Genomic DNA, 26628 nt, shown 5'->3' with positions numbered 1-26628 from the left:
GCCATCCGTACCGCACTGCGTCTGCTCGCCGCCGCCCTCGTCTCGGGGGCGGCGGTGCTGCTTTTCGCCGTGCATGTGCGGCCCCTCGGGTACGTCCCCCTCGTGCTGGGCGTCGCGCTGGGTCTGTGGGTCGACCGCCGGCTGGGGCGCGACCTCGCCCTGATCGCGATCAGCCAGGCGATCATCTCCACGATCTCGCTGAAGGCGGACCTCAGCGACGCGGGCATCGCACGCTTCGCGGTCGTGCTGTCGCTTGCGGTGCTGGTGCCGTGGGCGGTGTCGCGCTGGGTCTATCGCGATGACGCGGTGAAGTTCCCGGTGCGCACGGGCCGGCGCTGGACCCGGCCCATGTGGATCTACCTCGCCGCCGTGGTCGCGATCGGTTACCTGGTGCTGCCGTTCTACTTCCTCGGGTCCGGCGCGTACCTCAACTGGCCTCCGCTCGACGGCGGCAACGACATCGCACGCCTGTTCGTGGGCGTCAACGCCGTGGGGCTGTGGGACGAGCTGTTCTTCATCTGCGTCGTCTTCACCCTGCTGGTCAGGCACTTCCCCGTGTGGCAGGCGAACCTGCTGCAGGCCGCCGTGTTCGTCTCGTTCCTGTGGGAGCTGGGCTACCGCGAGTGGGGTCCGCTGCTCACCATCCCGTTCGCGCTCGTCCAGGGCTGGCTCTTCTCGCGCGTCAAGTCGCTGTCCTACGTGGTCACGGTGCACCTGCTGTTCGACGCCGTCGTCTTTGCCGTGCTCGTGCACGGACATCACCCCGAGTTGTTCGACATCTTCGTGACGGCCCCCGCCGCAGGAGCCTCCCCATGAGCCTGCCCGACGCCCTCGTCGCCGACGCCCTCGCGCTCGCCCGCACGCACGCGCCAGACGCCGCGACCACGTCGCGCACCGCCGTCCTCGGCCTCGCGGGCGGGCCGGGCTCGGGCAAGTCGACACTCGCTACGGCGCTCGCCGCCGCCGTCACCACGTCGGGAGTCGAGGCGGTGGCGCTCCCGATGGACGGGTTCCATCTGAGCAATGCGGAGCTCGAGCGTCGTCATCTCGCCGACCGCAAGGGGTCTCCCGAGACCTTTGATTGCGAGGGCCTGGCGGCGATCCTCGATGCGATCCGCCAGCCGAGTGGTGCCGCCGTGTGGGCGCCTGCGTACTCGCGGGAGTTGCACGAGCCCGTGAGGTCGGCGATCGAGGTGGGTCCGCGCGTCGGGCTGGTGATCGTCGAAGGCAACTGGCTGGGCCTCGACGCGGGGGAGTGGCTCGGTGTGCGGGCGCGACTCGATGCCCTGTGGTTCCTCGATGTGCCGTGGGAGGTGTGTCGCGAGCGACTCGTGACACGACGCGTCGCCACGGGACGCGAGGATGTAGCCGCGCGCACGTGGGTCGACTCGGTGGACGCCGAGAACTACTGGCTCGCGCAGAACTCGTCGCGCCTCGCGGACCGGCTGATCACTCTCTGAGCCAGGCGCGAGTGCCGAAGCTCCCCAGCGAGGTGCCCGCGACGCGCGAGGCCCACGCGAGGTCCTCGACGAGGCGTGCATCACGCAGTCCCAGTTCAGCGATCCGGTGGGTGAGGGCGCCGTGGATGAAGTCCCCTGCGCCCAGGGTGTCGACCACGTCGACGGGCTCGACCGCGACCTCGGCGTCGCCGCGTGGCAGCCGCACCAGGATCGGGCGGGCGCCGCGAGTGATGACGATGCGCTCCACGCCCAGCCCGCTCAGCGCGTCGAGCACGGCGCCCGGCTCGCCGTCCGTGCCTGGCGGCGCGAAGTCGTCGGAGACGACCGCGAGATCAACGTGCTCGAGCACCTCGGGCGTGTAGGGCTTCCAGCTGCCCGCGTCGAGGATGACGGGAATGCCGCGCTCGCGCGCGGCCAGCGCCAGTGGCAGCGCAAGGTGCCGGTGGTAGCCGTCGATCAGCAGCGCGCGGACGCCCTCGAGCGCCCGATGCGCGTCGAACTCGCCTGGGGTCACACGCTCCGTCATCGCGCCGCCCGTGGGCGACACGACCGCGCGGTCTCCGGTGGCACGCGTGATCATGATGGCCGCCGTCGGGGGAGTGGGATCCGGGCCGACGTCGGCGATCTCGAGCCCCACGCGGCAGTCCCCGAGGTCCGCGCGGATCAGCTCCGTCAGTGGATGCGCGGGCAGGGCAGTGAGCAGCGAGGCCTCCGAGCCGCAGTGCGCCGCTGCGACAGCCGCGTTCACGGCCGGGCCGCCCGCAGCCACAAGGAAGTCGAGCGCGCCGACCTTCTCGTTCGGCTGCGGCAGCCGTTCGACCAGCTGAACGATGTCTAGCGTCGCGAGCCCTGCGAAGAGCGCGCGTGGAGTCGAGGATCCCGTCACGGACACCACTGTGCCATCCGTTCCACGGCAGGGCCTGGCGCCGACTTCGGTCCCGGTGCGGACGACCCGAGCGCCGCAGGCACGGTCAGCGGCTGGCGAGCGCCAACCGGCCTGCGAGCGCGACATACGCGAGCCCGAACGTGCGGCGCATCCACGTCACGACCCGCGGCCGCGCGAGCACCTGCGAGCGCATGGCCGACGCGAACAGCCCGTACGCCACGAACACGACCCACGTGAGCGCCATGAAGACCAGCGAGAGCCCCACCATCGCGCGCCACGGCGCAGGGTCGGAAGGCGCCACGAACTGGGGCAGGAACGCGAAGAAGAACACGGTCAGCTTCGGGTTGAGGAGGTTGATCAACACTGCGCGCTGGATCACCTGCCACGTGGAGCTCGCCGTGCCGCCGGCGTCGGCCGCCAGATCCGACCGATCCGTCCAGGTCACCCATGCGAGATACAGGAGGTACGCCACGCCCGCCCACTTGAGCATGGAGAAGGCCACCGCCGACGCGTGGACCAGCGCAGCGAGGCCGGTCACGGCGGCGACGATGTGGGGCACGATGCCCAGGGTGCATCCCGTGGCCGCGACGATGGCCTCCCTGCGCCCCCGGCCCAGGCCGGTGCTCACGGTGTACAGGGCGCCAGTGCCAGGCGTGATGACGACCACGAGCGCGGTGGCGAGGAACGCGAGACTCATACGCGCCACGCTAGCCGCACCCGGTCGTCGTGACCAGGCCCACCGCAGCGCCGGGGCCAGAGCCTTGCTGAGTGGCTCCCGGCATCGGGCAGGGTTCTGCCCGCCGCCCCGCCACAGCGTCGGGCATATGCCGCGCCATAGGGGAAGATAGTGGCCATGACCGATTCCATCCGCGTCACGGGAGGACGGCCGCTCACGGGCGAGATCACTGTCCGCGGCGCCAAGAACTTCGTCTCCAAGGCCATGGTCGCCGCACTGCTCGGCTCGACCGCCTCGACCCTCCGCAACGTCCCTGAGATCCGCGATGTCAAGGTCGTGTCGTCCCTGCTCAGCCTGCACGGCGTGGGCGTCGACTACGACGTCGAGTCCGGCGTTCTCAGCATGGACACCTCGGAGCTCAAGCCGGCCGACGCGATGCAGATCGCGAGCCACGCCGGCTCGAGCCGCATCCCGATCCTGCTCTGCGGCCCGCTGCTGCACCGACTCGGCGAGGCCGTCATCCCTGACCTCGGCGGCTGTCGTATCGGCGACCGTCCCATCGACTTCCACCTGGAGATCCTGCGCAAGTTCGGCGCGGTCGTCACGGAGGCAGGCGACGGTCTGCACCTCAGCGCCCCGAACGGACTGCACGGCATCCACCACGAGCTCGCCTACCCGTCCGTGGGTGCGACCGAGCAGCTGCTGCTCACCGCCGTCATGGCGAAGGGCATCACGACGCTGCACAACATGGCGGTGGAGCCCGAGATCAAGGACCTCATCGACACGCTGCAGAAGATGGGCGCAATCATCTCGGTGGACACCGACCGCTCGGTCACCATCGAGGGCGTGCCCGAGCTGTTCGGCTACGACCACGTGTCGCTCACCGACCGTATCGAGGTGGGCTCGTGGGCCTGCGCCGCGCTCGCGACCGGCGGCGACATCATGATCCACGGCGCCCAGCAGCGCCACATGGGCATGTTCCTCAACGTGTTCCGCAAGGCCGGCGGCCAGTTCGAGGTCAACCCCGCGGGCATCCGCTTCTGGCACCCGGGCGGAGACCTCAACCCGATCGCTGTCCAGACCGACGTGCACCCGGGATTCATGACCGACTGGCAGCAGCCGCTCGTCGTCGCGCTGACGCAGGCCAAGGGCCTCAGCATCGTGCATGAGACGGTGTACGAGAACCGCTTCGGCTTCACCGAGGCGCTCGTGCAGATGGGTGCACAGGTGCAGCTGTACCGCGAGTGCCTGGGCGACAAGAAGTGCCGGTTCGGGCAGCGCAATTTCACTCACTCCGCGGTGATCTCGGGGCCCACGCCCCTCAAAGCCGCAGAGATCGAGGTGCCCGACCTGCGTGGTGGGTTCTCCCACCTGATCGCCGCGCTCACCGCCGAGGGCACGTCTACCGTGCACGGCATCGGCATCATCGACCGCGGCTACGAGAACTTCAGGGGCAAGCTGGCCGCGCTCGGCGCGTCGGTGGACTGACATGCCCAGCACCCAGACGCGCGGCTACCGCGCGGCCGCGCTGTTCCTGAAATCGATCATGTGGTCGATCACTCGCAAGGACTGGCACGGCGCCGAGCACCTGCCGAAGGACACGGGCTTCATCGCCGTGTCCAACCATGCGAGTTACGCGGACCCGATCACGCTCGCGCACTTCCTGTACAACAACGGCCACCCGCCGCGCTTCCTGGCGAAGTCCTCGCTGTTCGAGCTGCCGGTGCTGGGACGGGCGCTTCACGGGCTGGACCAGGTGCCTGTGTATCGCGGTACGTCGAAGGCCAAGGACGCGGTCGACAAGGGCATGGAGATCCTCCACCGCGGCGACTGCATCGCGATGTTCCCTGAAGGCACGCTCACCCGCGACCCGGACCTGTGGCCCATGGTGGCCCGGACCGGCGCGGCGCGCATGGCCCTCGACGCCGGCGTGCCGATCGTGCCCGTCGCGCAGTGGGGCGCGCATCGCCTGCTGGCCCCGTATGGCAAGGTGCTCAAGCCGATCCCGCCCAAGCGCATCACCGTGGTCGCGGGGCCGCCGATCGACCTGAGCGACCTCGCAGGCACGGGCGACGCCGAGTCGCTGCGTGTCGCGACGGATCGCATCATGGGCACGCTGACGTCAATGCTTGCGGAGATCAGGGGCGAAGAGCCTCCTGCGGTGGCGTGGGACATGCGCAAGGGCGGTCGCCCTGGCGCCGCCGGCGCCCCGGATCCGTCCGACGCGACGGGGGACAAGGCATGACACGCGCAGCGGTCCTCGGTGCGGGGGCGTGGGGCACCACGTTCGCCGCAGTGCTCGCCGACGCGGGCACGGACGTCACTCTGTGGGGGCGCGACGCCGACGCTCTTGCTGAGATCCGCGACCAGGGCACCCACTCGCGCGTCCTGCCGGGCGTGTCACTCCCGGCGGGCATCGACGCGACGACCGACGCGGCGACGGCGCTCGCCGACGCGGACATCGTCGCCGTCGCGCTGCCAGCGCAGCACGTGCGCGGCATCGTGGGCGACATGGCCGCACTGGTGCCCCAGGGTGCCGTGGTCGCTTCGCTCATGAAGGGCATCGAGCTCGGCACGCACGAGCGCATGTCGCAGGTGCTCGGCGAGACCTGGGGGGTGGGGGAGGAGCGGCTCACCGTCGTCTCTGGCCCCAACCTCGCCAAGGAGATCGCGACCAAGCAGCCGACTGCGACGGTGATCGCGGGCGCGAACCCCGCGGCAGCCGAGCTCGTGGCGTCGTCGACCGCCTCGGCGTACTTCCGTCCGTACACGAACGCTGACGTTGTGGGAGTGGAACTGTCTGGGGCGTACAAGAACGTCATCGCTGTGGGCGTCGGCATCGCCGACGGCATGGGCTTTGGCCACAACACGACGGCGACCGTCATCACGCGAGGCCTCGCCGAGATCACCCGGTTGGGCCTCGCGCTCGGCGCAGCGCCGGACACGTTCTCGGGGCTGGCGGGCATGGGCGACCTCATCGCCACGTGCGCGTCGCCGCTGTCGCGAAACCACCAGCTCGGCTCCGCGATCGGCCGCGGCGCGTCGCTCGACGACGCGATCGCGTCGACCCTCGGCACCGCCGAGGGCGTCAAGACCTCGCAGTCGATCCAGGAACTCGCACGGGCGACCGGGGTGGACGTGCCCATCTGTGACGCGGTCGTCGCGATGATCCACGGCGGAGAGCCGAAGGAGACAGTGCTGCGCGCGCTCCTGTCGCGTCCCCGCAAGGCCGAAGGGCAGTAGGGTCGGCGGCATGACGAAGCCCACCGTTGCCGTCCTCTTCGGGGGGCGTTCCTCGGAGCACGGAGTCTCGTGCGTCACCGCAGGCGGAGTGCTCGGCGCAATCGACCGAGACCGCTACGACGTGATCGCGATCGGGATCACGCGCGAGGGGCGCTGGACCCTCGCGTCGGCCGACCCCTCGGCGTGGCGCATCGCGAACGGAGCCCTGCCCTCCGTTCTCGACGAAGGCGCGACTGTGCTGCCGCCCCGACGCGTCGGCGAGTCGCAGTGGAGGCTGGAGTCCGCTGACGGGATCGCCGAGCTCGGCGCGATCGACGCCGTATTCCCACTGCTCCACGGTCCCTACGGCGAGGATGGCACCATCCAGGGCGCGCTCGAGCTCGTGGACGTGCGCTACGTCGGCTCCGGCGTGCTCGCCTCCGCCGTGGGCATGGACAAGCAGTTCATGAAGGCCGCGTTCACCGATGCGGGTCTTCCCGTGGCCCCCGGAGTGGTGCTGCGCCCCGGCGAGCCGGTCGCGTCGCGGCGCGCCGAGATCGAGGCCCTGGGCCTGCCGGTGTTCGTCAAGCCGGCCCGCGCGGGCTCGTCGATGGGAATCTCCAAGGTGTCCTCGTGGGACGCGCTCGAGGCCGCCGTCGCCGATGCCGTCAAGCACGATCCCAAGGTGCTGATCGAGGCGGGCATCGCCGGACGCGAGATCGAGACCGCGGTGCTCGCCACCGCCGAGGGTGTGCGCACCTCGCCGCAGGGCGAGATCGTCACCGAGGGCGACCACGACTTCTACGACTTCGACGCCAAGTACCTGGATGAGGGGCACGTGCGGCTCCTGTGCCCCACCGAGCTGCCCGACGACGTGGCCGCCATCGTCTCCGACTACGCGGTGAGCGCCTTCGCCGCGGTGGGAGCCGAGGGGCTCGCGCGCGTCGACTGCTTCGTCGGAGCGGACGGCACGGTGACGGTCAACGAGATCAACACCATGCCGGGCTTCACGCCCACGAGCATGTACCCGCGCATGTGGGCGGCCGCAGGCGTCGACTATCCGGTGCTCGTCGAGGCGCTGATCCAGGAGGCGCTGACCCGGCCCCTCGGCCTGCGCTGACGCGCCGTTCCCGCCCGGCGCCAGCGTCGGGCCTGTGCGCCCGACGAGCCCGGGCGCGAGCGCTAGGGTCGAGGAAGACGAACTCTCGACGAGGAGGAAGCCCATGCCCACCATCGCGATCATCGGCGCCGGCCCCAACCTGGGGATGGCAGTCGCCCGACGCTTCGGCAAGGAGGGCTACTCCGTCGCCCTCGTGTCGCGCGACCAGGACAAGCTCGACGGCCTTGCGGACGAGCTGAACCAGGCGGGCATCGTCGCGGGCGGCTATGCCGCCGACGTGCTCCAGCCCACGCAGCTCGCGGAGGCCCTGGAGCGTGCCGGGGCCGAGCTCGGTGCGATCTCGGTGCTGCAGTACAGCCCGCTGCCGTTCCGCACGTTCCTCAAGCCCGTGCTCGAGCTCACGCCAGAGCTTGCGACGCAGGCATTCCAGTTCTCCGCGATCGGGCTCATCACGGCCGTGCGGACCGTGCTGCCCGGCATGCAGGAGGCGGGCGAGGGCTCGATCGTGCTCATCAACGGCGGTACATCCATCAAGGCACGGCACGACTTCGCAGGCACCTCCGTGGCGTTCCCTGCGGAGAGCGCGTACGGCGAGATGCTGCACGACGCGCTCGAGGGCTCCGGCGTGAGGGTCCACCAGCTGGTGATCCCCGGCGCGATCCCCAAGCTCCGCTACACGATCGACGAGGTGGCGCAGAAGATCTGGGAGCTCCACGACGCGGACGGTCCGTTCCGCGAGATGCTCATCCCGCTCGAGGAGGGGCGCGAGTAGCATCCCGCCCGGCACCGCTGGCGCGAGGTCAGCGGCAGGCGAGTCCGTTGCTCGGCGCGAGCGAGGCGGGGCCCGAGACCTCGGCGAGCAGGTCGCCGACGGCCTCGTCCGCGCGGATCTTCGGCACCGTGAGTTCGAGCGCGGGGGAGCGGCCGAAGGCGACCGCGATCCATGCGTCCTCAGTCTCAGTGAGGACCCAGTCCTGCGTGCCCGAGCTCGCCTCGACTGCGAGGCACTCGTCGGTGGTCGGTCCGGGGGGCTCGACGCCGCAGCGCGCGATCACGACGGCCTCGTCGCCTCCGTAGGCAAAGGTCGCCTGCGAGGTTGTCTGGCGCCGTTCCAACCCGCCGAGCTCATCCGGCATGGCGAGCATCACGCGCGCGCAGTCGGGGTCCGCGGCGTAGGGGGCGGGGTCGACGACCACGCTGTGCGCGCAGCCCGCGAGGGCGGGCGCCGCCAGGGCGGCCAGAATCGGGACCAGGGCTGCACGACGCATGCCCTCAGCCTAGGGCGGCTCGGGGGCGAGCCTCGCCGCGATCCGGACGCGGTGCCTCGCCGCCGTGAGCCGCTGCGAGTGCGCGTCAGGCGTGGCGACTAGGCTGGGAAGCCGAGCAAGGAGGAGCATGCGAGACCACCAGATCCTGTCGCCGCCAGCCTGGACGGAGCCGTTCGCCGAGTGGTACCGCCACTGGGCGGTCTCGGTGGTGCTCGGGCTCGTCACGATGGGCTTCTTCATCTACCTGCTCTCGGACTATGGGGTCCTGACCGTCCTCATCGTGCTCGCGCTCGTGCCCGGAACGATCCTCAATGCATGGATCGGGTACCAGGGGCGTCGCCTGGCGACTGCCGAGGAGTCGGTGCTCGAGGCGCGCGTGGTGGACGGCCGTCTCGAGCTCGGCGGCATGGCGTCGCCCATGGCTCGCCGTCGCTGGACGCCCCTCACTGGCGGGCGGCTCGAGCTCACGAAGGCCGGTTCCACGCGGCAGGGTGCTGCGCTGTGGTCGCTCTCCGACGGCGAGGCCGACGTGCGGTTCCTGCACGACTCCGATCTGACGCCAGAACGGTTCCACCGCCTCCGCGACTACGCGCAGTCGCAGGGCGTCCAGCTCATGGTGATCGGTGACTGATTCCGCCTCCGGGCGGTGGGGGATGCTTCGCGGCCTGCCGCACCGGCGCGCGTTCTCGCTCGCCTGGCCCGCGATCCTCGCCAACGTCACGGTGCCCCTCGTGGGGCTCGTCGACACCGCGATGCTGGGGCACTTCGCCGATGCGACGAGCTTGGGCGCGGTCGCGCTGGGCTCCACCGTCATCGGCGCGGTGTTCTGGTTGCTGAACTTCCTGCGCAACGGCACCACGTCGTTCGTGGGGCGCGCGCTCGGTGCCGGGCGGATCGAGGCGGCCGTCACGCACCTGCAGCGCGCGATGCTCATGGCTGTCGGCTTGGGCGTGGGCATCCTGCTCGTCCAATGGATCGCGGTGCCTCTGGTGATGGGAGTGCTCGCGCCGGCCGGCGAGGTGCAGTCGCTCGCGACCGACTATGCATGGATCCGATTGCTCGCCGCACCCGCCACGCTGCTGACCTTGGTGGCGAACGGATGGTTCGTGGGCACGGGCGACACGAAGCGGCCGCTTGCGATTGTGGCGACGGTGAACGTCCTGAACATCGGGCTCGACGTGCTCTTCGTCGCCGGGCTCGGATGGGGATCCTCAGGGGCGGCGGGCGCGTCTGCGATCGCGGAATGGGCTGGCGTCCTCGTGGCCGGGGTGCTGTGGTGGCGCTTCGCCGCGAGCGAGGTGCGCGCAGACGTCCGACGTTGGCGTCACAAGGGCCTGCGCTCCGGCTGGATGAGGGTGGTCGCGCTCAACGGCTGGCTGTTCGGCCGGACTGCGACGCTGTACGTGGTGCTGACCTTCGTCACCGCGTATGCGGCCCGCGTGGGAGAGGACGTGCTCGCGGCGACGGCGGTGCTCATGCAGTTCATGTATCTGTCCTCGTATGCGCAGGACGGCTATGCGCATGCTGCCGAGGCCATGTCATCGCGTGAGATCGGTCGCGGTGACATCCGCGAGTTCCATCGCGCCAACCTCGCCGCGGCGCTCCCCGCGCTCGCGATCGGTGCGTGCTTCACCGTGCTGTATCTCGTCGCGCGTGATCCGCTCATCTCCCTCATGACGGACCTTGAACCCGTGGCGGCGACCGCGCGCGAGTACTTCCCGTGGGTGATCGCGTTGCCACTCTTCAGCGCGTTCGCGTACCTGTTCGACGGGGTGTTCCTCGGGTCGGGCCATACGCGCGCGATGCTGCTGACGATGGTGGCGTCCGCAGCGCTCGTGTTCTTCCCTCTCGTGTGGGTGGGCGAGGCGCTCGTGCCGGACGACCGCGGCCACGACCTGTGGCGGGCGTTCCTGTTCTTCAATGTCGCTCGCGGGGTGTTCCTCGGGATCGCCTATGCGGTGACCACTCGGCGCGGTCGGTGGCTCGAGCACGAGGAGCCGCTGCCCGCCGCCTAGCGCAGGCCCACCTCGCGCCCACCGTGCGCCAACACCGCGCCCACGCTGCGCGCACCCCGCGCCCACGCTGCGCCCTGGAATTCAATGAGTGCTGGGATCCAGCCCATTCTCCGCACTGGACGACTGCCAGCGCAAAGGGGTAGCGGGCAGTGTCAAGAACTCTTGACACAGTGTCGCGTCTGGTTTACCTTCAGGATGTCAAGCAGTCTTGACACGAGGAGGACCGAATGACCATGCAGCAGCGCGCCGTCTGGGCTTCGCTTGTCGCCTTCATCGCCGTGGGCGTCGTCTACGCGACTGTGATGATCCCGCGCACCGTGGGCCACACCCCTGACGAGATCAGCTGGGTCCTGCCCATGGCGATCTCGATGGGAGCGATCATCGTCACGATCATCCTCGGCGCGATCGCCTCGGCGATCGGGCACGGCATCGCCGCCACCTATCGCGGAGAGGAGCCCGAGTTCGACGAGGGCGACGAGCGCGACCGCCAGATCGAACTGGTCGGCAACGCCAAGGGGATGTCGCTGGCATCCTTCGGCTCGCTCGGAGCGATCATCCTCGCCATGAACGACGCCGACCCGTTCTGGATCGCGCAACTCCTGTTCGCAGTCGGCCTCGTCGGGGGCATCGTGGGCGCCGTCGCCAAGCTCCGTGCCTACAGCAGGGGCCTGTGATGGGTCGCAGCACCCGCGTCACCAACGAGATCCGCGCACTGCGTTTCCGCTCCGGCGAGATGACGCAGGCCGAGCTCGCCAAGAAGGTCGGCGTCAGCCGCCAGACCATCATCGCCATCGAGCAGGGCAGGTACTCGCCGACGCTCGAGATGGCCTTCCAGATCGCGAAGGCCTTCGACGTTCCGCTCGAGGACGTCTTCCACTACTCCGACGTCGACACCGACGCACGCTGAATCCCAGGGGGAACCATGTCCATCACCACCGCCCACGCGCCCGACGCTGTGGCCACCACAGCGCACGGCCCCACTCGCCGCACCGCCCGCGTCACGGGCGTCTGGTACCTCGGTCTCGCCGTCACCGGCATGCTCGGCTTCCTCGTCCTCCGGCCCGCCTTCCACGCCGAGGACTGGGACTCCACGGTCGACAACCTCGCGCACTTCCCTTCGCGCACACTTGTCTTCGTGGCGCTCGAGCTCGCCATCGTGCTCACGCAGGCGCTCGCGTCGGTGTATTTCTACAAGCTCCTGCGGCCGCTCAACGCCGCCGCTGCGTGGGCCGTCGCCGTGTTCGGCATGGTCAACGCCGTGGCGATCATGGGCTCCGCCGCGACGCTCTCCGTCGCCGCATCGGTCGCGTCCGACGCGACCCTCGCCCCCGGAGGTGACGTCGCCGCCACCGTCGGACTGCTCTGGACCATCGCCGATGCCTGGTGGGCAGTAGGCGCCGTGTTCTTCGGACTGTGGCTCATCCCGATGGGCCACGTGGCGCGCTCGTCGGGGCGCTTCCCCGTGGCGCTCGGCTGGGTGCTCCTGGTCGGCGGCGTCGGGTACGTGGCCAGCGCCTTCCTGGGCGCTGTGCCGGGGGTCGTGCCGAGCGGCATCGTCGGGGCGGTGTCGATGCCCGCCACCGTCGGGGAGCTGTGGATGATCGGATACCTCCTCAGCATCGGGATCCGCCCCCGCACGCCCGACGCGGGGGTGGCGCGATGAGGGCCGTCACCTACGACCGCTACGGCGGCCCCGAGGTGATGAGCCTCGTGGAGGTCCCCGTCCCTGAGCCGGGCGAAGGTCAGGTGCGCATCCGCAACCGCGCCGCCGGGCTGAACCCCTATGACTGGCACATCTACCGCGCCGACCCGGCGCTGGCGCGCACGTTCTCCGGTTGGCGAACGCCAGGGGAGCGCGTGCTCGGCGCGGACGTCGCCGGAGTGGTCGACGCCGTGGGGCCAGGCGTCATCGAGTTCGCCGTCGGCGACTGCGTGTATGGCGAGATCGGATTCGGAGCGTGCGGCGACTACACCGTCGCGAAGTCCGCCGGGCTGGCGCGTAAGCCTCAGTCGCTCAGCTTCACCGAAGCCGCCGCCGTGCCGATGGCCGCCCTCACCGCGCTGCAGGGCCTCGAAGCAGGCCGCGTCAGCGAAGGCTCCCGCGTGCTCGTCATCGGCGCATCCGGCGGCGTGGGACACATGGCTGTCCAACTCGCGCGCGTGCTCCGCGCAGCGCGCGTCGTTGCAGTGTGCTCGGGTCGCAACGCGTCGTGGGTGGCCGAGCTCGGAGCCGACCGCGTCATCGACTACACGCGCGAGCGCGTCGAGGACTGCAACGAGCAGTTCGACGTGATCGTCGATCTCGTCGCCACGTCGACCTTCCGCGCTCTCGCGCCGCTGCTCGACGCCAACGGCTCGTACGTGCTCCTCGGAGGTATCGGCGGCGGCAAGATCCTGGGACCGCTCGGCGGAATCCTGCGTGCGCAGGCAGTCGGACTCGTCAAGCGGCGGCGCGTCGTGCAGATGACAGCCAAGGTGCTCGCGTCCGATCTCACGCGCATCGCCGCGTGGATCGACGACGGCCGGGTGCGCCCGGTCCTGGACACGGTCTTCCCCCTCGAGCGATACCGCGACGCTCTCGACCTGCTCGAAGGCGGTCACGTCGCAGGCAAGGTGGTCGTCGAGGTCGCGTGAGCCGAGCGTCGGGCATGCGCCGCCCGGCCGGCCCCAGCGTCGGGCGCATGCCAGCGCGCACCTAGGCTTGACCGCATGACGACCATCAGCGAGATCGGCGAGGACGCTCTCATCGCGCTCTTCGCGCCCCGCCTGCCCGAGACCGACGCCGAGATCCTCGGACCCGGCGACGACGCTGCCGTGCTGTCCGTCGACGGCGACCTCGTCGTGTCCTCCGACGTGCTCGTCGAGGGCCGGCACTTCCGTCGTGAGTGGTCCACCGGTGCCGACGTGGGCTGGCGGGCTGCGATGCAGAACCTCGCCGACATCGACGCCATGGGGGCCGTGCCGACCGCGCTCCAGGTGACGCTGTGCGCGCCGGGTGACCTCGACGTGGACTGGGTGCTCGACTTCGCCGACGGACTGCGCGAAGCCTGCGCGCCGCACGGCGTCGGAGTAGTCGGGGGAGACCTATCCGGGGCCGACCAGATCATGGTGTCCGTCACCGTCATCGGCGAGACGCACGGCCAGGAGGTCGTGACCAGGGCCGACGCGATGCCCGGCCAGGTCGTGGCCGTGTCGGCGCCGCTCGGGGCGGCTGCCGCGGGGTTCGCGCTCTTGTCCGCTGACCGTGGCGCCGAGGTGCCCGAGGCGGCGGCGCTGTTCCGACGTCCACGGCCCGTGGTGGGTGCCGGGCTTGAGGCATCGCTGCGCGGGGCAGTGGCGATGATGGACATCTCGGACGGGCTGCTGCGGGACGCAGGCAGGCTGGCTCGGGCGTCCGAGGTGGGACTTGCCTTGGTGAGCGCGGATGTGCCGGTGCACCCCGCTGCGTCCCTGGCTGCCGCCGCATTGGGGGTCTCCGCACTGCCCTTCGCGCTCACCGGAGGAGAGGACCACGCGCTGCTCGCCGTCTTCCCCTACTCCTCGGCAGTGCCGGTGGGGTGGTCGGTGATCGGCGAGGTGACCGATGCGTTCTCCGGCGTGCGTGTGGACGGAGCCGTGCCCGACGCGGTGGGGTGGGATCACTTCTCGCTGTGAAAAGCCTCGTAGATCGGACGGTGGCGTGCTAGGTTCGGTCGCGTTCGGAAGTTCAGGGGGAACTTCCGCCACCTAGGGGGATAAGTGCTCGCTGCACTTTTGGGTTCATTGCGCGCTCGTCAGGTCGCGGCCATGCTCATCGCGCTCGCCGCGCTCTCGATGGTGACGGTCGTTGCTCCGTCCGCAACCGCCGATGACGAACACCGTTGGTACGGGCACTTCACATATGCGCGCGTCGATGATGCGTCGCCGGTGTTGGGTGCGTCGACGACGGTGCGTTTTGGGGTGTCGCCGGAGTTGAAGGATGCGCGTATCCAGATCTATCGCGGTGACTCGTATGTGCGGGGTTGCACGGGTGGTTCTGAGTGTGCGGTGGGAGCGAATCCGCCGTCGGGTGTGTCGGAGACGTATCGGGCGAAGCTGATGGTCGTGCGTGACGGTGAGTGGGTCGACTATGCATGGTCGGACACGGTCACGGTGACGGACCCGGGCTGGAACGGTGTGTTCGAGTACGCGACGGTGGATGATGCGTCGCCGGTGTTGGGTGCGTCGACGACGGTGCGTTTTGGGGTGTCGCCGGAGTTGAAGGATGCGCGTATCCAGATCTATCGCGGTGACTCGTATGTGCGGGGTTGCACGGGTGGTTCTGAGTGTGCGGTGGGAGCGAATCCGCCGTCGGGTGTGTCGGAGACGTATCGGGCGAAGCTGATGGTCGTGCGTGACGGTGAGTGGGTCGACTATGCATGGTCGGACACGGTCACGGTGACGGACCCGGGCTGGAACGGTGAGTTCATCGAGGAGACGGTTTCGTCTTCGAAGCTCGTCTCGGGTGATACCGCCACAGCGACCTTCGGGATCGACGAACCGCTCAGCAGCGGCGCATTGATCCGAATCGTCGACGATAGCGGCGATGTGCGAGTGACCTGCTCGGCAGATGGCGCGACGTCATGCAGTACCTCGGTCACACCCGCTGAGGGCGCGACCGTGTCGCTTCATGCTGAGGCTGTCGTGCAGCTTGCCGGTGGCGCCTCTTACGTCGTCGCAACTAGCGGGCCCGTCTCGACTCACTCGATGACGACCGACGAGCTGGCCGAGTTCGTCCTCGCTGCGGATGAGCCAGCGCTCGAGGCTGCACTCGGCGTCGCGTTGCTGCCCGCGGCCTTGAGCGCGCAGTCAGCCGCGACGACCGAAGCGTTGTGTGTCGGTCTCGGCTTCTATATCCGGACATACCTCAACGGTTCTTCGGTCCCGGACATCACCCTCGTGTGCTATTCGAGCAAGGTGCGAGCGCTGGCTCTTCTCCTCGCAGAGTTCGGGGTCAGCGGTGCGTTGGCCGCGTGGAACGACGCTGGTGACGAGCCCGACATCGAGAACCCGATTGAGGAGCCAACTCCGGGAGAGGGTGAAGGCGACGGTCCGGACGACCCCAACCCGCCTGGACCGCCAGCCTACGATGGCTGGCGGTGTGAGGCGCCTGATGGAACCGAGTACACGCTCTCGATCTATCAGTTCTACTCCAAGATTGTTGGGGATCACTTTGATCCCGCCAAGGCACCGATCAAGAGCCAGTTCTCCGACGAGATATTCGAGTCTGAGAGCGATATTGCGGACCTGATCTGTGAAGCGCTTAGATCGGAGCCGGTTCTGAGCGGCCATTCAATGACAAACCCAGATAACTACGCCTTGCTCTACGACCTAGGGTCGCCTATCGGTACTGACATCTCCACCGGTGGCACGTCTAGTTTGCTGACAGTGCTAGTTGAACAAGACGGTTCAACTGTCTTCAATAGTTTCCCGGGCTGGGTTGAAGTCATACCTTGAGTGTCACTGCAAAGCGTTCTCGATCAGGATGGAGCCGTCGTGCCTGACTACATGGAAATCTTCGATACGCCGACTGCGCTCGCTGATCGTGGCGTAGCGGCGACTTCGAGATTCGTCGCCGCTGCGCCACTCCTGCGACTTTCGCCACTGCCGTTCTCATGGATCGGGGAGAAGCTCGTGTTTCCCGCTAGCACGGCCGGCGCACTCACCGCGCACGTCCAACCGAGCACCGACAGGTCCGAGGCGGAGATCCACCGAATTGCAGTCTTCGCGCCGCTTCTCAGTGGATTCGACTTCTACCGTGGGGCGGAGTTCCTCGGGTCCGATGTCGCACGCGTCGCGGATGAACTCGCCCGCCTCGCAGAGGATCACGTAGTTGGCAATAGGGAGCTGTTGGCGCGCGCCAGCGCTGTAATTCGTGAGCTTGGGCCGAGCGCCGTACGCGTGAAGTTTGGGTAGTTCTGGGCGGCGGGCGTGCTCATCGCTCTTGCGGTGCCGTGCGCAGCAGCCTCCATGTGTCTACTCAGTCCAGCCGGGCGCTGAGACGACCGGGTTCATCGCGGTCGCACATCTGGCGGAAACCCTGATCGGCGAGGGCGAGGGGAAATCAGTCTTCACTCCGCAGTAGGCGCGTCGCGCGGGAAGCAGCGCGGCAAACAGAAAGGGCGCCTCCCGAAGGAGACGCCCTGACTGGGATCAGCGCCAGTGAACTGGCGCTGGACGATCAGACGTTGCGGGTGACCTTGCCGGCCTTGAGGCACGAGGTGCACACGTTCAGGCGCTTGGGGGTACCCGCGACCACGGCACGGACGCGCTGGATGTTCGGGTTCCAGCGACGCTTGGTGCGGCGGTGCGAGTGCGAGATCGAGTGCCCGAACGAGGGGCCCTTGCCGCAGACGTCGCAGTTGGCAGCCACGATAGTTCTCCTACAGTTCTTGCACGCCGACGTATACCGACAGTGCCACGATTGGGGGTAGCCCGGTGATCGGGCAACCGCACAAGGATATCCGACGATGGCCCTGGCGGCAAACGGCCGCACTCGGCCCGCGCGTCGGGCACCTGAAGCCGACTGCGCGAGACGAAGGCGCCGGTCACGGGTGAATGCCCGACGCGGTTCGACCGACCGCCATTGTCTCACCCTCGTGGCACGATGAGACAGTCCAGGCAGCAGTGCGCGGCGTAGCCCTGAGGGAGGCGCGCGCAGGCACGAAGACAAGGCGCAAGGAGGTGGCATGAGCGAGACGACGGAGCTTCGCCGTTGGCTCACCACCGGTGCCGATGCGATCAAGCGCGCGCGCGCCCACCTGGACGCGATCAACGTGTTCCCGGTCGCGGACTCGGACACGGGCACGAACATCTACCTCACCCTTCAGGAGGGCAACCGCGCCGTCGCCAAGCTCCCTGACGACGCGACTCACCGGGAGGTGGTCGCCGCCTTCGCTCGTGGAGCGCTGCTGGGAGCACGCGGCAACTCGGGCGTGATCGTGTCGCAGTACCTCTCCGGCTTCCTGACCGCCATCGACGAGCACGGCGGCCTGGCGAAGGCGAAGCCCCAGGCCATCGCCGAAGCGCTCGAGCAGGCTGCCGAGGCCGCCTATCGCGCGGTGAGTTCCCCGGTCGAGGGGACGATCCTCACTGTCGCCCGCGCCGCAGCGAAGGGAGCGCGCGACGCGGTCGGAGCGAAAGCGGGCCGCGAGGCCACCGCAGTCGCTGCTGTCGTCTCCGCACGAGCCGCCCTCGCGCGCACGCATGAGGAGCTGCCGAGCGCACGAGATGCCGGCGTCGTCGACGCGGGAGCGGCCGGGCTGGTCCTCCAACTCGAGATGCTCGCCGAGACCCTGGCGGGCAGGGATGCGCTTCTCGCGCTCGACGAGGTCGAGTGGGAGATCCGGGACGGACGCACCGTCATTCGCGCCGCCGGCGCCTCGGACCACGGAGTCCCGGGGGGCGGCGCGTACGAAGTCATGTTCGTGGTCGACCTCGAGGACGTCGACAACGCCACGACAGGGGTCGATATCGCTGCACTGCGGGCCGCGCTCGAGGCGATCGGCGACTCGGTCACCGTCTCGGCCGGTCATGGCGTCGCCCAAGCGCACGTGCACACCGACGCGCCCCACCGCGGCGTCATGATCGCCGACGACGTGCACGCACGCCAGATCGTGGTCCGCAGCCTGCTCGTCGGCCACGCGGGCGACCGCGCAGCCACCGGCATCGTCGCGCTGACGTCGTGCCCCGGCCTGGCCGAGCCGCTCGCCGACGCCGGCGCCGTGGTGCTCGTCGTGCCCAACCCGGCCAAGCTCAAGAAGCGCGAGCTGCGACGCGCAGTCAAGGATGCCTCGGGCGTTTCCGCCGTCGTGGTCGCAGGCAATCCGCAGCTCAAGGCCGTCGCCCAAGCGGTCGCCACCCGTCGCCGCAGCTGGCGCATGACAGTCATCGACGCCGCGCACGAGGCGCAGCTCATCTCCGCCGTCGCCGCCGCCGCGCTCGCGACCCCAGGAGAGGACCTCCACGCGCTCATGCAGGACGCCGTCCGCCGCACCCGCACGGCCTCCACCTCGGTCGATGCGCTCGACGACGACCTGGACCGACTCGTCGACCTCGACTCGGATGTCGTGACCCTCATCCTCGCGCGCGGCGTGCCGGAGAGCATCGGCGACTCCGTCCGCGCCTCTGTCGCTGCCGCCGCGCCGTACGCGGACGTGCACGTGTACGAGGGTGAGCATGGAGAGCCCGGCATCCTCATCGGCGTCGAGACGCTGGGCGACGAGTGAGCCCCAGTCGCCTCGACGAGCCGTTGGGCAAGGTGCTCGGCACGCGCACTGCGCAGTCGCTCGGCAAGCTCGGCCTTGAGACCGTCGGCGACCTTCTCCGCCACTACCCGCGTCGCTACGGTTCACCCGGCGAAATGACCCCCATCGCCGAGCTGAAGGTCGGTGAGCACGTCACCGTGATGGCGCAGGTCAGGTCCGCGACAGTGCGACCCATGCGCAACCGCGGTGGAGCGATGCTCGAGGCAGTCGTGACTGACGGCCGCGACAGCCTCCGCCTCACCTTCTTCGCCAAGCGCCAAGGCGTGCTGCGCATGCACGAGGACAAGCTGCGCGCAGGCCGCACCGGGCTGTTCACCGGCACCGTCGGTGAGTACCGCGGTGAGCGTCAGCTCACGCACCCTGACTACCTGATCGTCGGGGTCGACGCGGCCGATGCCGACGAGGCCGTCCTGGAGGCGTCGCGTCCGATCCCGATCTACCCCGCCGCCGCGGGCGTCCCTACATGGCGCATCGGGCGCTCCGTGAGGACCGTGCTCGACCCGCTCGCGGAGGACGACGTGCCGGACCCGGTCCCGCCGGTCCTAAGGGAGAAGCATGCTCACCCTGGGCTCCGCGAGGCGTGGCGGCAGGTGCACGTGCCGGAGAACGACAGCGAGTGGCGCGCCGGGCGGGCGCGCCTGATCTACGAAGAGGCCCTCGTGCTGCAGGCCGCCCTCGCCAGGCGGCGGGCCTCCCACGATGCGCTCAAGGCGACGGCGCGACCAGGGCGCGGCGATGGGGCCCTTGCCGCGTTCGACGCGCAGTTGCCGTGGCCGCTCACCGGAGCCCAGGTCGCCGTGGGCGAGGAGATCGCCGCCGATCTCGCACGCGAGACCCCGATGCTGCGACTCCTGCAGGGCGACGTGGGCGCGGGCAAGACGGTTGTCGCGCTGCGCGCGATGCTCCAGGTGGTCGACTCGGGCGGGCAGGCAGCGCTGCTGGCTCCCACGGAGGTCCTCGCGGCGCAGCACCTGCGCACCCTCGAGGCGATGTTGGGATCGCTCGCGCACGCGGGACGCCTTGGCGGTGACGCGAACGGCACTCGGTTGACCCTGCTCACGGGTTCGCAGGGCTCCCGTGCGCGCAAGCAGGCCCTCGCCGACGCCGCCTCGGGGGCAGCGGGAATCGTGATCGGTACGCACGCGCTGCTGAGCGAGACAGTGCAGTTCGCCGACCTTGGCCTGGTGGTCGTGGACGAGCAGCACCGCTTCGGCGTCGAGCAGCGGGACGCGCTCCGTAGCCGCAGCGAGCACCCGCCGCACACGCTCGTGATGACCGCGACGCCCATTCCGCGCACCGTGGCGATGACCGTGTTCGGCGATCTCGAGACGTCGGTGCTCGCGGAGCGCCCCGCGGGGAGGGCCGAGGTCGTCACCCACGTCGTCCCCGCGGACAACAGAGCCTGGCTCGAGCGCGTGTGGTCGCGCGTGAGGGAAGAGGTCGACGCAGGGAGGCGCGCCTACATCGTGTGTCCGCGCATCGATGAGGCGGACACCGCCGATGCCGCCGATGATGGGGGAGAGGCGCCCGATGATGTGTTGGACGGCGCCGTGCACGACGGCCCCGTGCACGACGACACAGTGCAAGCCGGCGAGCTCGCGCTCGACATGGCCGGCGGCGGGAGCGGGCCCGGAAGCGCGGGACCCCGCGGGACCAAGCCACCTCTCGCCGCCGCGACCCAGGTGGCCCAGATGCTGCGCGAGCGCCCCGAGATGGCGGGCATCGGAATCGGACTGATACATGGACGCCTGAGCGGCGATGACAAGGACGCCGCAATGGCGGCCTTCGCCTCGGGTGAGACGCCCGTGCTCGTCTCGACGACCGTGATCGAGGTGGGCGTCGATGTGCCGGAGGCCTCGGCGATGGTGGTGCTCGATGCGCAGCACTTCGGGATCTCGCAGCTGCACCAGCTCCGCGGCCGCATCGGGCGTGGCGGGCTGCCGGGCGTGTGCCTCCTCGTCGCGCGCGCCGAAGAGGGGAGCGTCGCGCGCGAGCGCCTCGACGCGGTGGCGGCGACCACGGACGGCTTCGTACTCGCAGACAAGGACGTGGAGCTGCGGCGTGAGGGAGACGTTCTCGGCTCCGCGCAGTCGGGCGGACGCAACTCGTTGCGCCTGCTGCGCGTGGTGCGTGACGCCAAGGTCATCGCGACCGCGCGTGAGGACGCGCGGGAGCTCGTCGGTGAGGATCCCGAGCTCGCGGAGCACCCCGCACTGGTCGCGGCGATCGAGGACTGGCTCGGCGAGCGCGAGGAGTTCCTCGAACGCGGCTAGGCGTGGCAGCCGACAGCGATGTCTCCGAGGGGGCCCTCAGCCTCCACCTTGAACGTGATCGACTTGCCCGAGTCGATCGTCGCAGCCTTCCCCTTGCCTGCCACCGTGTAGAGGTCACCCGAATGGGATATCAGCTCCACCTTGTCGGCATCGGTGAGTGCGGCACCGTCGAGGTCGATCTCGGCTTCCCAGCCGTCGACCCCGCCCGCTCGGGCGTCGATGCGGATCTTCACCTCGAACTCGTCGTCGTCGGCGTCGATGCTGACGATCTCGGATGAGCATGCGCCGTTGGGTCCGGGAGGGCCGCTGTCGTCGGAGACTTCGCGGGTCTTCTCCTCAGCAGGAGGCATCGACGGCGTCGGTGAGGGCGCGACCGACGGGGTCTCGCCGGGAGGTTCTGCGGTGGCAGCGGCGGTTGCGGAGTAGCTCGGCGAGATCGCGAGAGCTTGACCACCGCGGTTGTTCGCCAAGGTCCACAGCGATGAGGCGATGATTGCGAGCGCCACTGCTACGACTGCCGCGATGAGCAGCGCCCACGGGAGCATTGACGGCGAGCGCGGGGTCCTCGTGTCAGCGGCTTCGGGGCGCGCGTCGCCCGCCGCAGCGGCCGGCTCCACCTGGGGCGGCACCACCGGCGGGGGACGGTGGTCGCCTCCCGCCTCGTGGGGCCCCGGCTGCGTGGCGCCCGGCTGCATGGCGGTCGGGAGGGGCTGCGTCGCGGGGAGCTCCCTCGTGATCGGCAGTGCCTCCGTCCTGGCGTCCTGGCGGTTCGCGTCCGCTTGGCCGCTGCGGGCTTGGCTGCTGTTGCTGGTGCCTGTCTCGCGGTGGTCTGCCTGGTGCGGCGTCGTCTCCTGCGGCTCGCCGCCCTCGGACGGATGGTGATCGTCTGTGCCTGTCATCGTGGTTCCTCCTGCGCGCCACCGGGGGTGGACACGCATCCTGCCCGCACGCCGGGGGTGAGCGCGCCGCTATGTGGTGTCAGCGTGTGGGGCGCCCGGCTTGTTCCCACAGGTACGGTGGCGGCATGACTCGGATCATCGCAGGCGACCTCGGTGGAAGGCGGATCGCGGTGCCGCCGAAGGGCACGCGCCCCACCACCGACCGCGTGCGCGAGGCCGTGTTCTCCCGCCTGGACCATGCCGATGCGATGAGGGGTGCTCGGGTGGCGGATCTGTTCGCCGGGTCGGGTGCGCTCGGGCTCGAGGCCCTCAGCCGCGGCGCATCAGCGGCGGTGCTCGTCGAGGCGGGGCCGCAGGCGGCGCGCGTGCTACAGGCGAATGTTCGCGACCTGGGGCTCGGAGGCCGCGCGGCCGTGGTGCGGGAGAAGGTGCGTCCCTACCTCGAGCGGACCGACGCGACGTGGGACCTGGTGTTCCTGGACCCGCCGTACGACATCGCGCGCGAGGACCTCACCGCCGTGCTGGCGGCCCTGGTGCCGCACCTTGCCCGCGGCGCGGAGGTGGTCCTCGAGTGGTCCACGCGAGCGGGCGACGCGCCATGGCCCGCGGGCATCGCGCCGGATCGTTCGCGCGCCTACGGTGAGACGACCGTGCACTACGCCACCGCGTCGGGCATGCCCGACGCTGCGGACGGTGAATCCGCGAGCGTCACCGGGCGCGGGGAGTAGGTTGGCGCCATGACCACCGCCGTACTGCCAGGGACGTTCGATCCGATCACGCTGGGTCACGTGGACGTGGCTACGCGTGCGCGTGCGCTGTTCGACCGCGTCGTGGTCGTGGTCGCGCACAACTCGGCGAAGCGCCCGCTGCTTGACGTCGAGACCAGGGTTGCGCTCGCGCAGGATGCGATGGCGGGCGTCGCGGGCGTGGAGGTCGCGGCGACGGACACGCTGCTGGTGGACTTCTGCAAGGAGATCGGGGCGACGGCGATCGTCAAGGGTCTGCGGGGCGGGGCGGACTATGATCTGGAGCGTCCGATGGCGCTGATGAACCGTTCGCTCACGGGCATCGAGACGGTGTTCCTCACGGGGGACAGCGCGCTCGCGCACATTGCTTCCTCGTTCGTGAGGGACATCGCGGCGCACGGCGGCGACATCGCGCCGTATGTGACGCCCGCCGCAGCGCAGGCCGTGCGCGAGGCGCTCGCGCGCCGGGGTTGAGAGTGCCCCGCATCTTCGCGTAGAATCGTGCGCTGGCCCGTCGTCTGGCGTGGCCGAGGTCCGTGAGGACCGGAATCGTTCGGGAGGCCAGTGTGTCGCACACCAGCCGCCTACCCGCATCGCCGTACAGGTTCCACGCGCACGAGCTCGTGGGCAGGCCTGGCACGATGCGCGAGGTCTCCGAGACGTTCCCGGCCCCCGAGGTCCTCGGCACCGACATGATCGCGGTGCCTCAAGGTGCGGACGTGAGCCTCGACGCGAGGCTCGAGTCCGTGCAGGACGGAATCTGGGTCTCCGGAACCGTCTCCGCGCAGGCGGTCGGCGAATGCGGACGATGCCTGGACGAGGTGCGACTCGATGTCGACACCACGTTCAACGGCCTCTTCCTGTTCCCCGATGCTCCGCGCGAGGACGAGGAGGATGAGTCGGAGGACGTCCACGAGTTCGACGGGGAGACCCTCGATCTCGAGGAAATCGTGCGGGACGCGGTGGCTGAGGAGCTGCCGTTCACCCCGCTGTGCGAACCGGACTGCCCGGGGCTGTGCGACCAGTGTGGTGCGCGGCTCGCGGACGACCCGGATCACACGCATGAGATGATCGACCCCAGGTGGTCGGCGTTGGAAGCCCTCGCGGCCGACGACCCGACCGAGAAGAAAGAGAGTTAGCCGTGGCTGTTCCCAAGCGCAAGATGTCGCGCAGCAACACGCGTGCACGCCGCTCCCAGTGGAAGACCACTGCTGCCGCCACCGTCGCGTGCCCCGCGTGCAAGGCGCAGAAGCTTCCCCACACCGCGTGCCCCGCGTGCGGCGCCTACAACGGCCGCCAGTACGCCGAGGCGCTGCGCACCGAGCACGAGGCGTAGGGCTTCGCACCATCGCGTGCGGTGAGGTGACGAGGTGAGCATCCCGGGCCAGGAGGCGGCTGACGCCCTGGTCCGGAGGATCGGTGTGTCGATCGACCCCGATCTGCTGGTGCTCGCCCTCACCCACCGCTCTTTCGCGTACGAGGCGGGCGGTCTGCCTACCAATGAGCGCCTGGAGTTCCTCGGGGACTCGGTGCTCGGCATCGTGGTGACCGACCACCTGTACCACGCGCACCCTGATCTGCCCGAGGGCGAGCTCGCCAAGATGCGCGCCGCGTGCGTCTCGCAGAAGGCGCTCGCCGCTGTCGCTCGCGAGCTCGAGCTCGGTCCCTGCGTCCTGCTCGGCAAGGGTGAGACTGCGACCGGTGGGCACGACAAGGACTCGATCCTCTGCGACGCCTTCGAGGCGATCCTCGGCGCGGTCTATCTCACGCACGGTATCGACGTCTCGCGTGAGGTCGTGCTGCGACTCGTGGGCCCGTCCCTCAAGGCCGCAGCCCACTCGGGCGCCGCTCTCGACTGGAAGACCTCCCTGCAGGAGCGGTGTGCCGCTCTCGGCCTGCCTGCACCGGTCTACGAGGTCGAGGGAGACGGCCCGGATCACGCACGCGTGTTCACCGCTCGCGCGCTCGTCGACGGCGAGCTCAAAGGCGAGGGCACCGGCACCGCCAAGAAGCATGCAGAGCAGGAGGCAGCAGCAGCCGCCTACGCCGCGCTGACGCCCGACGAGGACGTCCCGGACGTCGATCTGAGCAAGCCGATCGCGCCCGACGCGCTTCCCACGGGCCTCGCGCGCGCCCACCGGAGCTGATGCCGGAGCTTCCCGAGGTCGAGACCGTCCGCGCGGGCCTCGCCTCACTGATCGCGGGCGCCGTCGTCGAGCACGTCGAGATCCGCCGTGACTCGTGCGTGCGCCTCCTTGCAGGCGGCGCGGCCGAGTTCTCGGCGGCCATCACCGGATACCGGCTCGCCGAGATCGCACGGCGCGGCAAGTTCCTCTGGGTCCCCCTCGCGGACCCCGAACACCCCGCCGACGCGCCCGTCAGCGCCTTGAGTGCGCACCTGGGGATGTCGGGCCAGTTCCGCGTCCATGAGGGCGCGGGCGCCGACGCCCCCGATCCGCACCCGCACTGTCGCGCACGGCTGACCCTGCGCAGCGCCGGCGGCGCGCCGCTCACCTTGGACTTTCTGGACCAGCGCACTTTCGGGTATCTGCACGCCGAGCCTCTCGTCCCCGCGCCCGACGCGGCGGCCGGGGGAGCGGGCAGCGCGCTCTCCGCCGTGCCGGCGAGCGTTGCGCACATCGGCCGCGATGCGCTCGACCCCGCGCTCGACGAAAGCCGCGCACTGACCGCCATGCGCCGCGGCACGCGCGGCATCAAGCAGGTCCTGCTCGACCAGACGGTGATCAGCGGCATCGGCAACATCTACGCCGACGAAGCGCTGTGGCTGGCACGGATCCACCCGGAGCGGCCGGCGCGTGCGGTGAGCGCGGCGCAGGCGCGTGGGCTTCTCGAGGCGGTGCGAGACGTCATGGGAGCAGCCCTCGCGCAGGGCGGCACGAGCTTCGACGCGCTCTACGTGAACGTCAACGGCGAGTCGGGGTACTTCTCGCGCGCGCTGAACGCCTACGGCCGCGGGGGTGAGCCGTGCCTGCGGTGCGGGCGCCCGCTGCGACGCGCGACGATCGGGCAGCGCTCGACCCATTGGTGCGCCACCTGCCAGCGCGTGTGGGCGCCGCGAGCGTGAGTCCGACTGCGCTGCGCACGCCGTGCCGTCGGGGCATTGCGCGTGCGTGGCGCTAACATCGAGGCATGTCCGACATCACGGTCCTTGTCCTCGACGACCACGAGGTCGTGCGCCGCGGAATCTGCGACATCCTCGACCGCGCCGACGGCGTCACGGTCGTCGCGGAGGCGTCCTCGGTTGCGCAGGCCACTCGCCGCGCCGATGCGGTGCGTCCGCAGGTGATCCTGTCCGATCTGCGCCTGCCTGACGGGACGGGCCTCGACGTCATCCAGCATGTGCGCGCCAAGCTGCCCGACACTCGCGTGGTCGTGCTCACGAGCTACGACGACGACGATGCGAAGGCCGCGGCCCGCTCGGCTGGCGCCGACGTGTTCCTCGCGAAGACCGCCTCGAGCGCCGAGGTGCTGCAAGCGGTGAAGGACGCCGCCACGGGACGCGAGCACGGGCAGCACATCGACGTCCACGAGGACGACATGCTGTCGCGCCTCACGCCTATGGAACGGCGCGTCCTCACTCTCGTGGGCCAGGGGCTCGCCAACAAGGAGATCGCGGACGAGCTGGGCATCGCAGAGAAGACCGTGAAGAACCACGTCACGAGCGTGCTCGCCAAGATGGGTCTTCAGCGGCGCACGCAGGTCGTGGCGTGGGCGACGGCCCGACGCGCGCAGTCGTTCCGCGGCTGAGCCGTCACAC

At 69.8% G+C, this 26628-nt stretch carries 30 protein-coding genes; 25 read left to right on the top strand and 5 right to left on the bottom strand.

All coding sequences use genetic code 11. The features are described 5' to 3' along the window. Window positions 1–3 precede the first annotated feature (3 nt). Window positions 4–816: a type II CAAX prenyl endopeptidase Rce1 family protein gene (locus B7K21_RS02965; protein WP_084073734.1), complete on the top strand. Its 813-nt coding sequence runs from the start codon at window positions 4–6 to the stop codon at window positions 814–816. After that, on the top strand, window positions 813–1460 hold the full coding sequence (locus B7K21_RS02960) for a hypothetical protein (RefSeq protein WP_084073733.1): 648 nt from the start codon (window positions 813–815) through the stop codon (window positions 1458–1460). Before B7K21_RS02965 ends, B7K21_RS02960 begins: the two co-directional genes overlap by 4 nt. On the opposite strand, the gene B7K21_RS02955 is transcribed toward B7K21_RS02960, so the two are convergent. Beyond that, window positions 1450–2346 carry a PfkB family carbohydrate kinase gene (locus tag B7K21_RS02955; protein ID WP_159448392.1) on the bottom strand — a complete coding sequence of 299 codons (897 nt, stop codon included), beginning with the start codon at window positions 2344–2346 and terminating at the stop codon, window positions 1450–1452. The two genes, B7K21_RS02960 and B7K21_RS02955, sit on opposite strands and share 11 nt — an antisense overlap. An 85-nt stretch (window positions 2347–2431) precedes the next feature. Further along, window positions 2432–3043 carry a LysE family translocator gene (locus B7K21_RS02950; protein ID WP_084073731.1) on the bottom strand — a complete coding sequence of 204 codons (612 nt, stop codon included), beginning with the start codon at window positions 3041–3043 and terminating at the stop codon, window positions 2432–2434. A 156-nt stretch (window positions 3044–3199) separates the two neighbouring features. Here B7K21_RS02950 and murA point away from each other — a divergent pair, with 156 nt between their 5' ends. The 5 genes from murA to B7K21_RS02925 all read left to right on the top strand — a co-directional run bounded on the left by murA (window position 3200) and on the right by B7K21_RS02925 (window position 8136). After that, on the top strand, window positions 3200–4510 hold the full coding sequence (gene murA, locus B7K21_RS02945; RefSeq protein ID WP_084073730.1) for a UDP-N-acetylglucosamine 1-carboxyvinyltransferase: 1311 nt from the start codon (window positions 3200–3202) through the stop codon (window positions 4508–4510). Between the two features lies 1 nt (window position 4511). Then, a complete protein-coding gene (locus B7K21_RS02940) occupies window positions 4512–5267 on the top strand; it encodes a 1-acyl-sn-glycerol-3-phosphate acyltransferase (RefSeq protein ID WP_084073729.1) in 756 nt (251 codons plus the stop codon). Next, a complete protein-coding gene (locus B7K21_RS02935) occupies window positions 5264–6265 on the top strand; it encodes an NAD(P)H-dependent glycerol-3-phosphate dehydrogenase (RefSeq protein WP_084073728.1) in 1002 nt (333 codons plus the stop codon). Before B7K21_RS02940 ends, B7K21_RS02935 begins: the two co-directional genes overlap by 4 nt. 10 nt (window positions 6266–6275) lie before the next feature. Continuing rightward, window positions 6276–7364, top strand: a complete 1089-nt coding sequence (locus B7K21_RS02930) for a D-alanine--D-alanine ligase family protein (RefSeq protein WP_084073724.1) — start codon at window positions 6276–6278, stop codon at window positions 7362–7364. 103 nt (window positions 7365–7467) lie between these two features. Beyond that, a complete protein-coding gene (locus tag B7K21_RS02925; RefSeq protein WP_084073722.1) occupies window positions 7468–8136 on the top strand; it encodes an SDR family oxidoreductase in 669 nt (222 codons plus the stop codon). Between the two features lie 28 nt (window positions 8137–8164). On the opposite strand, the gene B7K21_RS02920 is transcribed toward B7K21_RS02925, so the two are convergent. After that, window positions 8165–8632 carry a DUF3515 family protein gene (locus B7K21_RS02920; protein WP_084073719.1) on the bottom strand — a complete coding sequence of 156 codons (468 nt, stop codon included), beginning with the start codon at window positions 8630–8632 and terminating at the stop codon, window positions 8165–8167. Window positions 8633–8759: 127 nt separating this feature from the next. On the opposite strand from B7K21_RS02920, the gene B7K21_RS02915 reads away from it, so the two are divergent. The 9 genes from B7K21_RS02915 (at window position 8760) to B7K21_RS02875 (ending at window position 16581) form a co-directional block, all read left to right on the top strand. Further along, on the top strand, window positions 8760–9263 hold the full coding sequence (locus tag B7K21_RS02915; RefSeq protein ID WP_084073716.1) for a hypothetical protein: 504 nt from the start codon (window positions 8760–8762) through the stop codon (window positions 9261–9263). After that, on the top strand, window positions 9256–10647 hold the full coding sequence (locus B7K21_RS02910; protein WP_144016032.1) for an MATE family efflux transporter: 1392 nt from the start codon (window positions 9256–9258) through the stop codon (window positions 10645–10647). Before B7K21_RS02915 ends, B7K21_RS02910 begins: the two co-directional genes overlap by 8 nt. A gap of 227 nt (window positions 10648–10874) precedes the next feature. Further along, window positions 10875–11321 carry a hypothetical protein gene (locus tag B7K21_RS02905; protein ID WP_084073712.1) on the top strand — a complete coding sequence of 149 codons (447 nt, stop codon included), beginning with the start codon at window positions 10875–10877 and terminating at the stop codon, window positions 11319–11321. Then, window positions 11321–11554, top strand: coding sequence for a helix-turn-helix transcriptional regulator (locus B7K21_RS02900; RefSeq protein WP_084073709.1), 234 nt, complete (start codon window positions 11321–11323; stop codon window positions 11552–11554). Before B7K21_RS02905 ends, B7K21_RS02900 begins: the two co-directional genes overlap by 1 nt. A 15-nt stretch (window positions 11555–11569) precedes the next feature. Next, entirely contained in the window at window positions 11570–12310 is a 741-nt protein-coding gene (locus B7K21_RS02895; RefSeq protein WP_084073706.1) for a DUF4386 domain-containing protein, read from the top strand. After that, window positions 12307–13281: an NAD(P)-dependent alcohol dehydrogenase gene (locus tag B7K21_RS02890; protein ID WP_084073703.1), complete on the top strand. Its 975-nt coding sequence runs from the start codon at window positions 12307–12309 to the stop codon at window positions 13279–13281. The genes B7K21_RS02895 and B7K21_RS02890 overlap by 4 nt, the downstream gene beginning before the upstream one ends. Window positions 13282–13356: 75 nt before the next feature. After that, the gene (locus B7K21_RS02885) at window positions 13357–14301 is read left to right on the top strand and encodes a thiamine-phosphate kinase (RefSeq protein WP_084073700.1); all 945 of its coding nucleotides are present in this window, start codon (window positions 13357–13359) and stop codon (window positions 14299–14301) included. Window positions 14302–14385: 84 nt separating this feature from the next. After that, window positions 14386–16122, top strand: a complete 1737-nt coding sequence (locus tag B7K21_RS02880; RefSeq protein ID WP_144016031.1) for a hypothetical protein — start codon at window positions 14386–14388, stop codon at window positions 16120–16122. Between the two features lie 39 nt (window positions 16123–16161). After that, window positions 16162–16581, top strand: coding sequence for a hypothetical protein (locus B7K21_RS02875; RefSeq protein WP_084073695.1), 420 nt, complete (start codon window positions 16162–16164; stop codon window positions 16579–16581). Window positions 16582–16846: 265 nt separating this feature from the next. Here B7K21_RS02875 and rpmB read toward each other — a convergent pair whose 3' ends face one another. Next, window positions 16847–17038 carry a 50S ribosomal protein L28 gene (rpmB, locus tag B7K21_RS02870; RefSeq protein WP_084073692.1) on the bottom strand — a complete coding sequence of 64 codons (192 nt, stop codon included), beginning with the start codon at window positions 17036–17038 and terminating at the stop codon, window positions 16847–16849. 316 nt (window positions 17039–17354) lie between these two features. On the opposite strand from rpmB, the gene B7K21_RS02865 reads away from it, so the two are divergent. Both B7K21_RS02865 and B7K21_RS02860 read left to right on the top strand, forming a co-directional pair. Then, the gene (locus B7K21_RS02865; protein ID WP_084073689.1) at window positions 17355–18893 is read left to right on the top strand and encodes a DAK2 domain-containing protein; all 1539 of its coding nucleotides are present in this window, start codon (window positions 17355–17357) and stop codon (window positions 18891–18893) included. Next, a complete protein-coding gene (locus B7K21_RS02860; protein ID WP_084073687.1) occupies window positions 18890–21205 on the top strand; it encodes an ATP-dependent DNA helicase RecG in 2316 nt (771 codons plus the stop codon). Before B7K21_RS02865 ends, B7K21_RS02860 begins: the two co-directional genes overlap by 4 nt. Here B7K21_RS02860 and B7K21_RS02855 read toward each other — a convergent pair. Then, entirely contained in the window at window positions 21202–22104 is a 903-nt protein-coding gene (locus B7K21_RS02855; RefSeq protein ID WP_084073684.1) for a hypothetical protein, read from the bottom strand. The genes B7K21_RS02860 and B7K21_RS02855 overlap by 4 nt on opposite strands. A gap of 125 nt (window positions 22105–22229) precedes the next feature. Between B7K21_RS02855 and rsmD the strand changes: the two genes are divergently transcribed. The 7 genes from rsmD (at window position 22230) to B7K21_RS02820 (ending at window position 26618) form a co-directional block, all read left to right on the top strand. Then, window positions 22230–22832, top strand: a complete 603-nt coding sequence (gene rsmD, locus B7K21_RS02850) for a 16S rRNA (guanine(966)-N(2))-methyltransferase RsmD (RefSeq protein ID WP_084073681.1) — start codon at window positions 22230–22232, stop codon at window positions 22830–22832. Between the two features lie 9 nt (window positions 22833–22841). Further along, window positions 22842–23324: a pantetheine-phosphate adenylyltransferase gene (gene coaD, locus B7K21_RS02845; RefSeq protein WP_084073678.1), complete on the top strand. Its 483-nt coding sequence runs from the start codon at window positions 22842–22844 to the stop codon at window positions 23322–23324. A 92-nt stretch (window positions 23325–23416) separates the two neighbouring features. Beyond that, a complete protein-coding gene (locus tag B7K21_RS02840; RefSeq protein WP_234989154.1) occupies window positions 23417–23989 on the top strand; it encodes a DUF177 domain-containing protein in 573 nt (190 codons plus the stop codon). 2 nt (window positions 23990–23991) lie between these two features. Continuing rightward, window positions 23992–24186, top strand: coding sequence for a 50S ribosomal protein L32 (gene rpmF, locus B7K21_RS02835; RefSeq protein WP_084073674.1), 195 nt, complete (start codon window positions 23992–23994; stop codon window positions 24184–24186). 34 nt (window positions 24187–24220) lie between these two features. Then, complete coding sequence (rnc, locus tag B7K21_RS02830) at window positions 24221–24997, top strand: ribonuclease III (RefSeq protein ID WP_084073672.1); 777 nt, start codon at window positions 24221–24223, stop codon at window positions 24995–24997. Then, window positions 24997–25935, top strand: coding sequence for a bifunctional DNA-formamidopyrimidine glycosylase/DNA-(apurinic or apyrimidinic site) lyase (gene mutM / locus B7K21_RS02825; protein ID WP_084073669.1), 939 nt, complete (start codon window positions 24997–24999; stop codon window positions 25933–25935). The genes rnc and mutM overlap by 1 nt, the downstream gene beginning before the upstream one ends. A gap of 65 nt (window positions 25936–26000) precedes the next feature. Next, entirely contained in the window at window positions 26001–26618 is a 618-nt protein-coding gene (locus B7K21_RS02820; protein ID WP_084073666.1) for a response regulator transcription factor, read from the top strand. Window positions 26619–26628: the final 10 nt, after the last annotated feature.

This window comes from Demequina sp. NBRC 110052, assembly GCF_002090075.1.
Taxonomy (GTDB): Bacteria; Actinomycetota; Actinomycetes; order Actinomycetales; family Demequinaceae; genus Demequina.
Note: the sequence above shows the minus strand (reverse complement) of the source record. Positions and strands in the feature narration are given on the sequence as shown.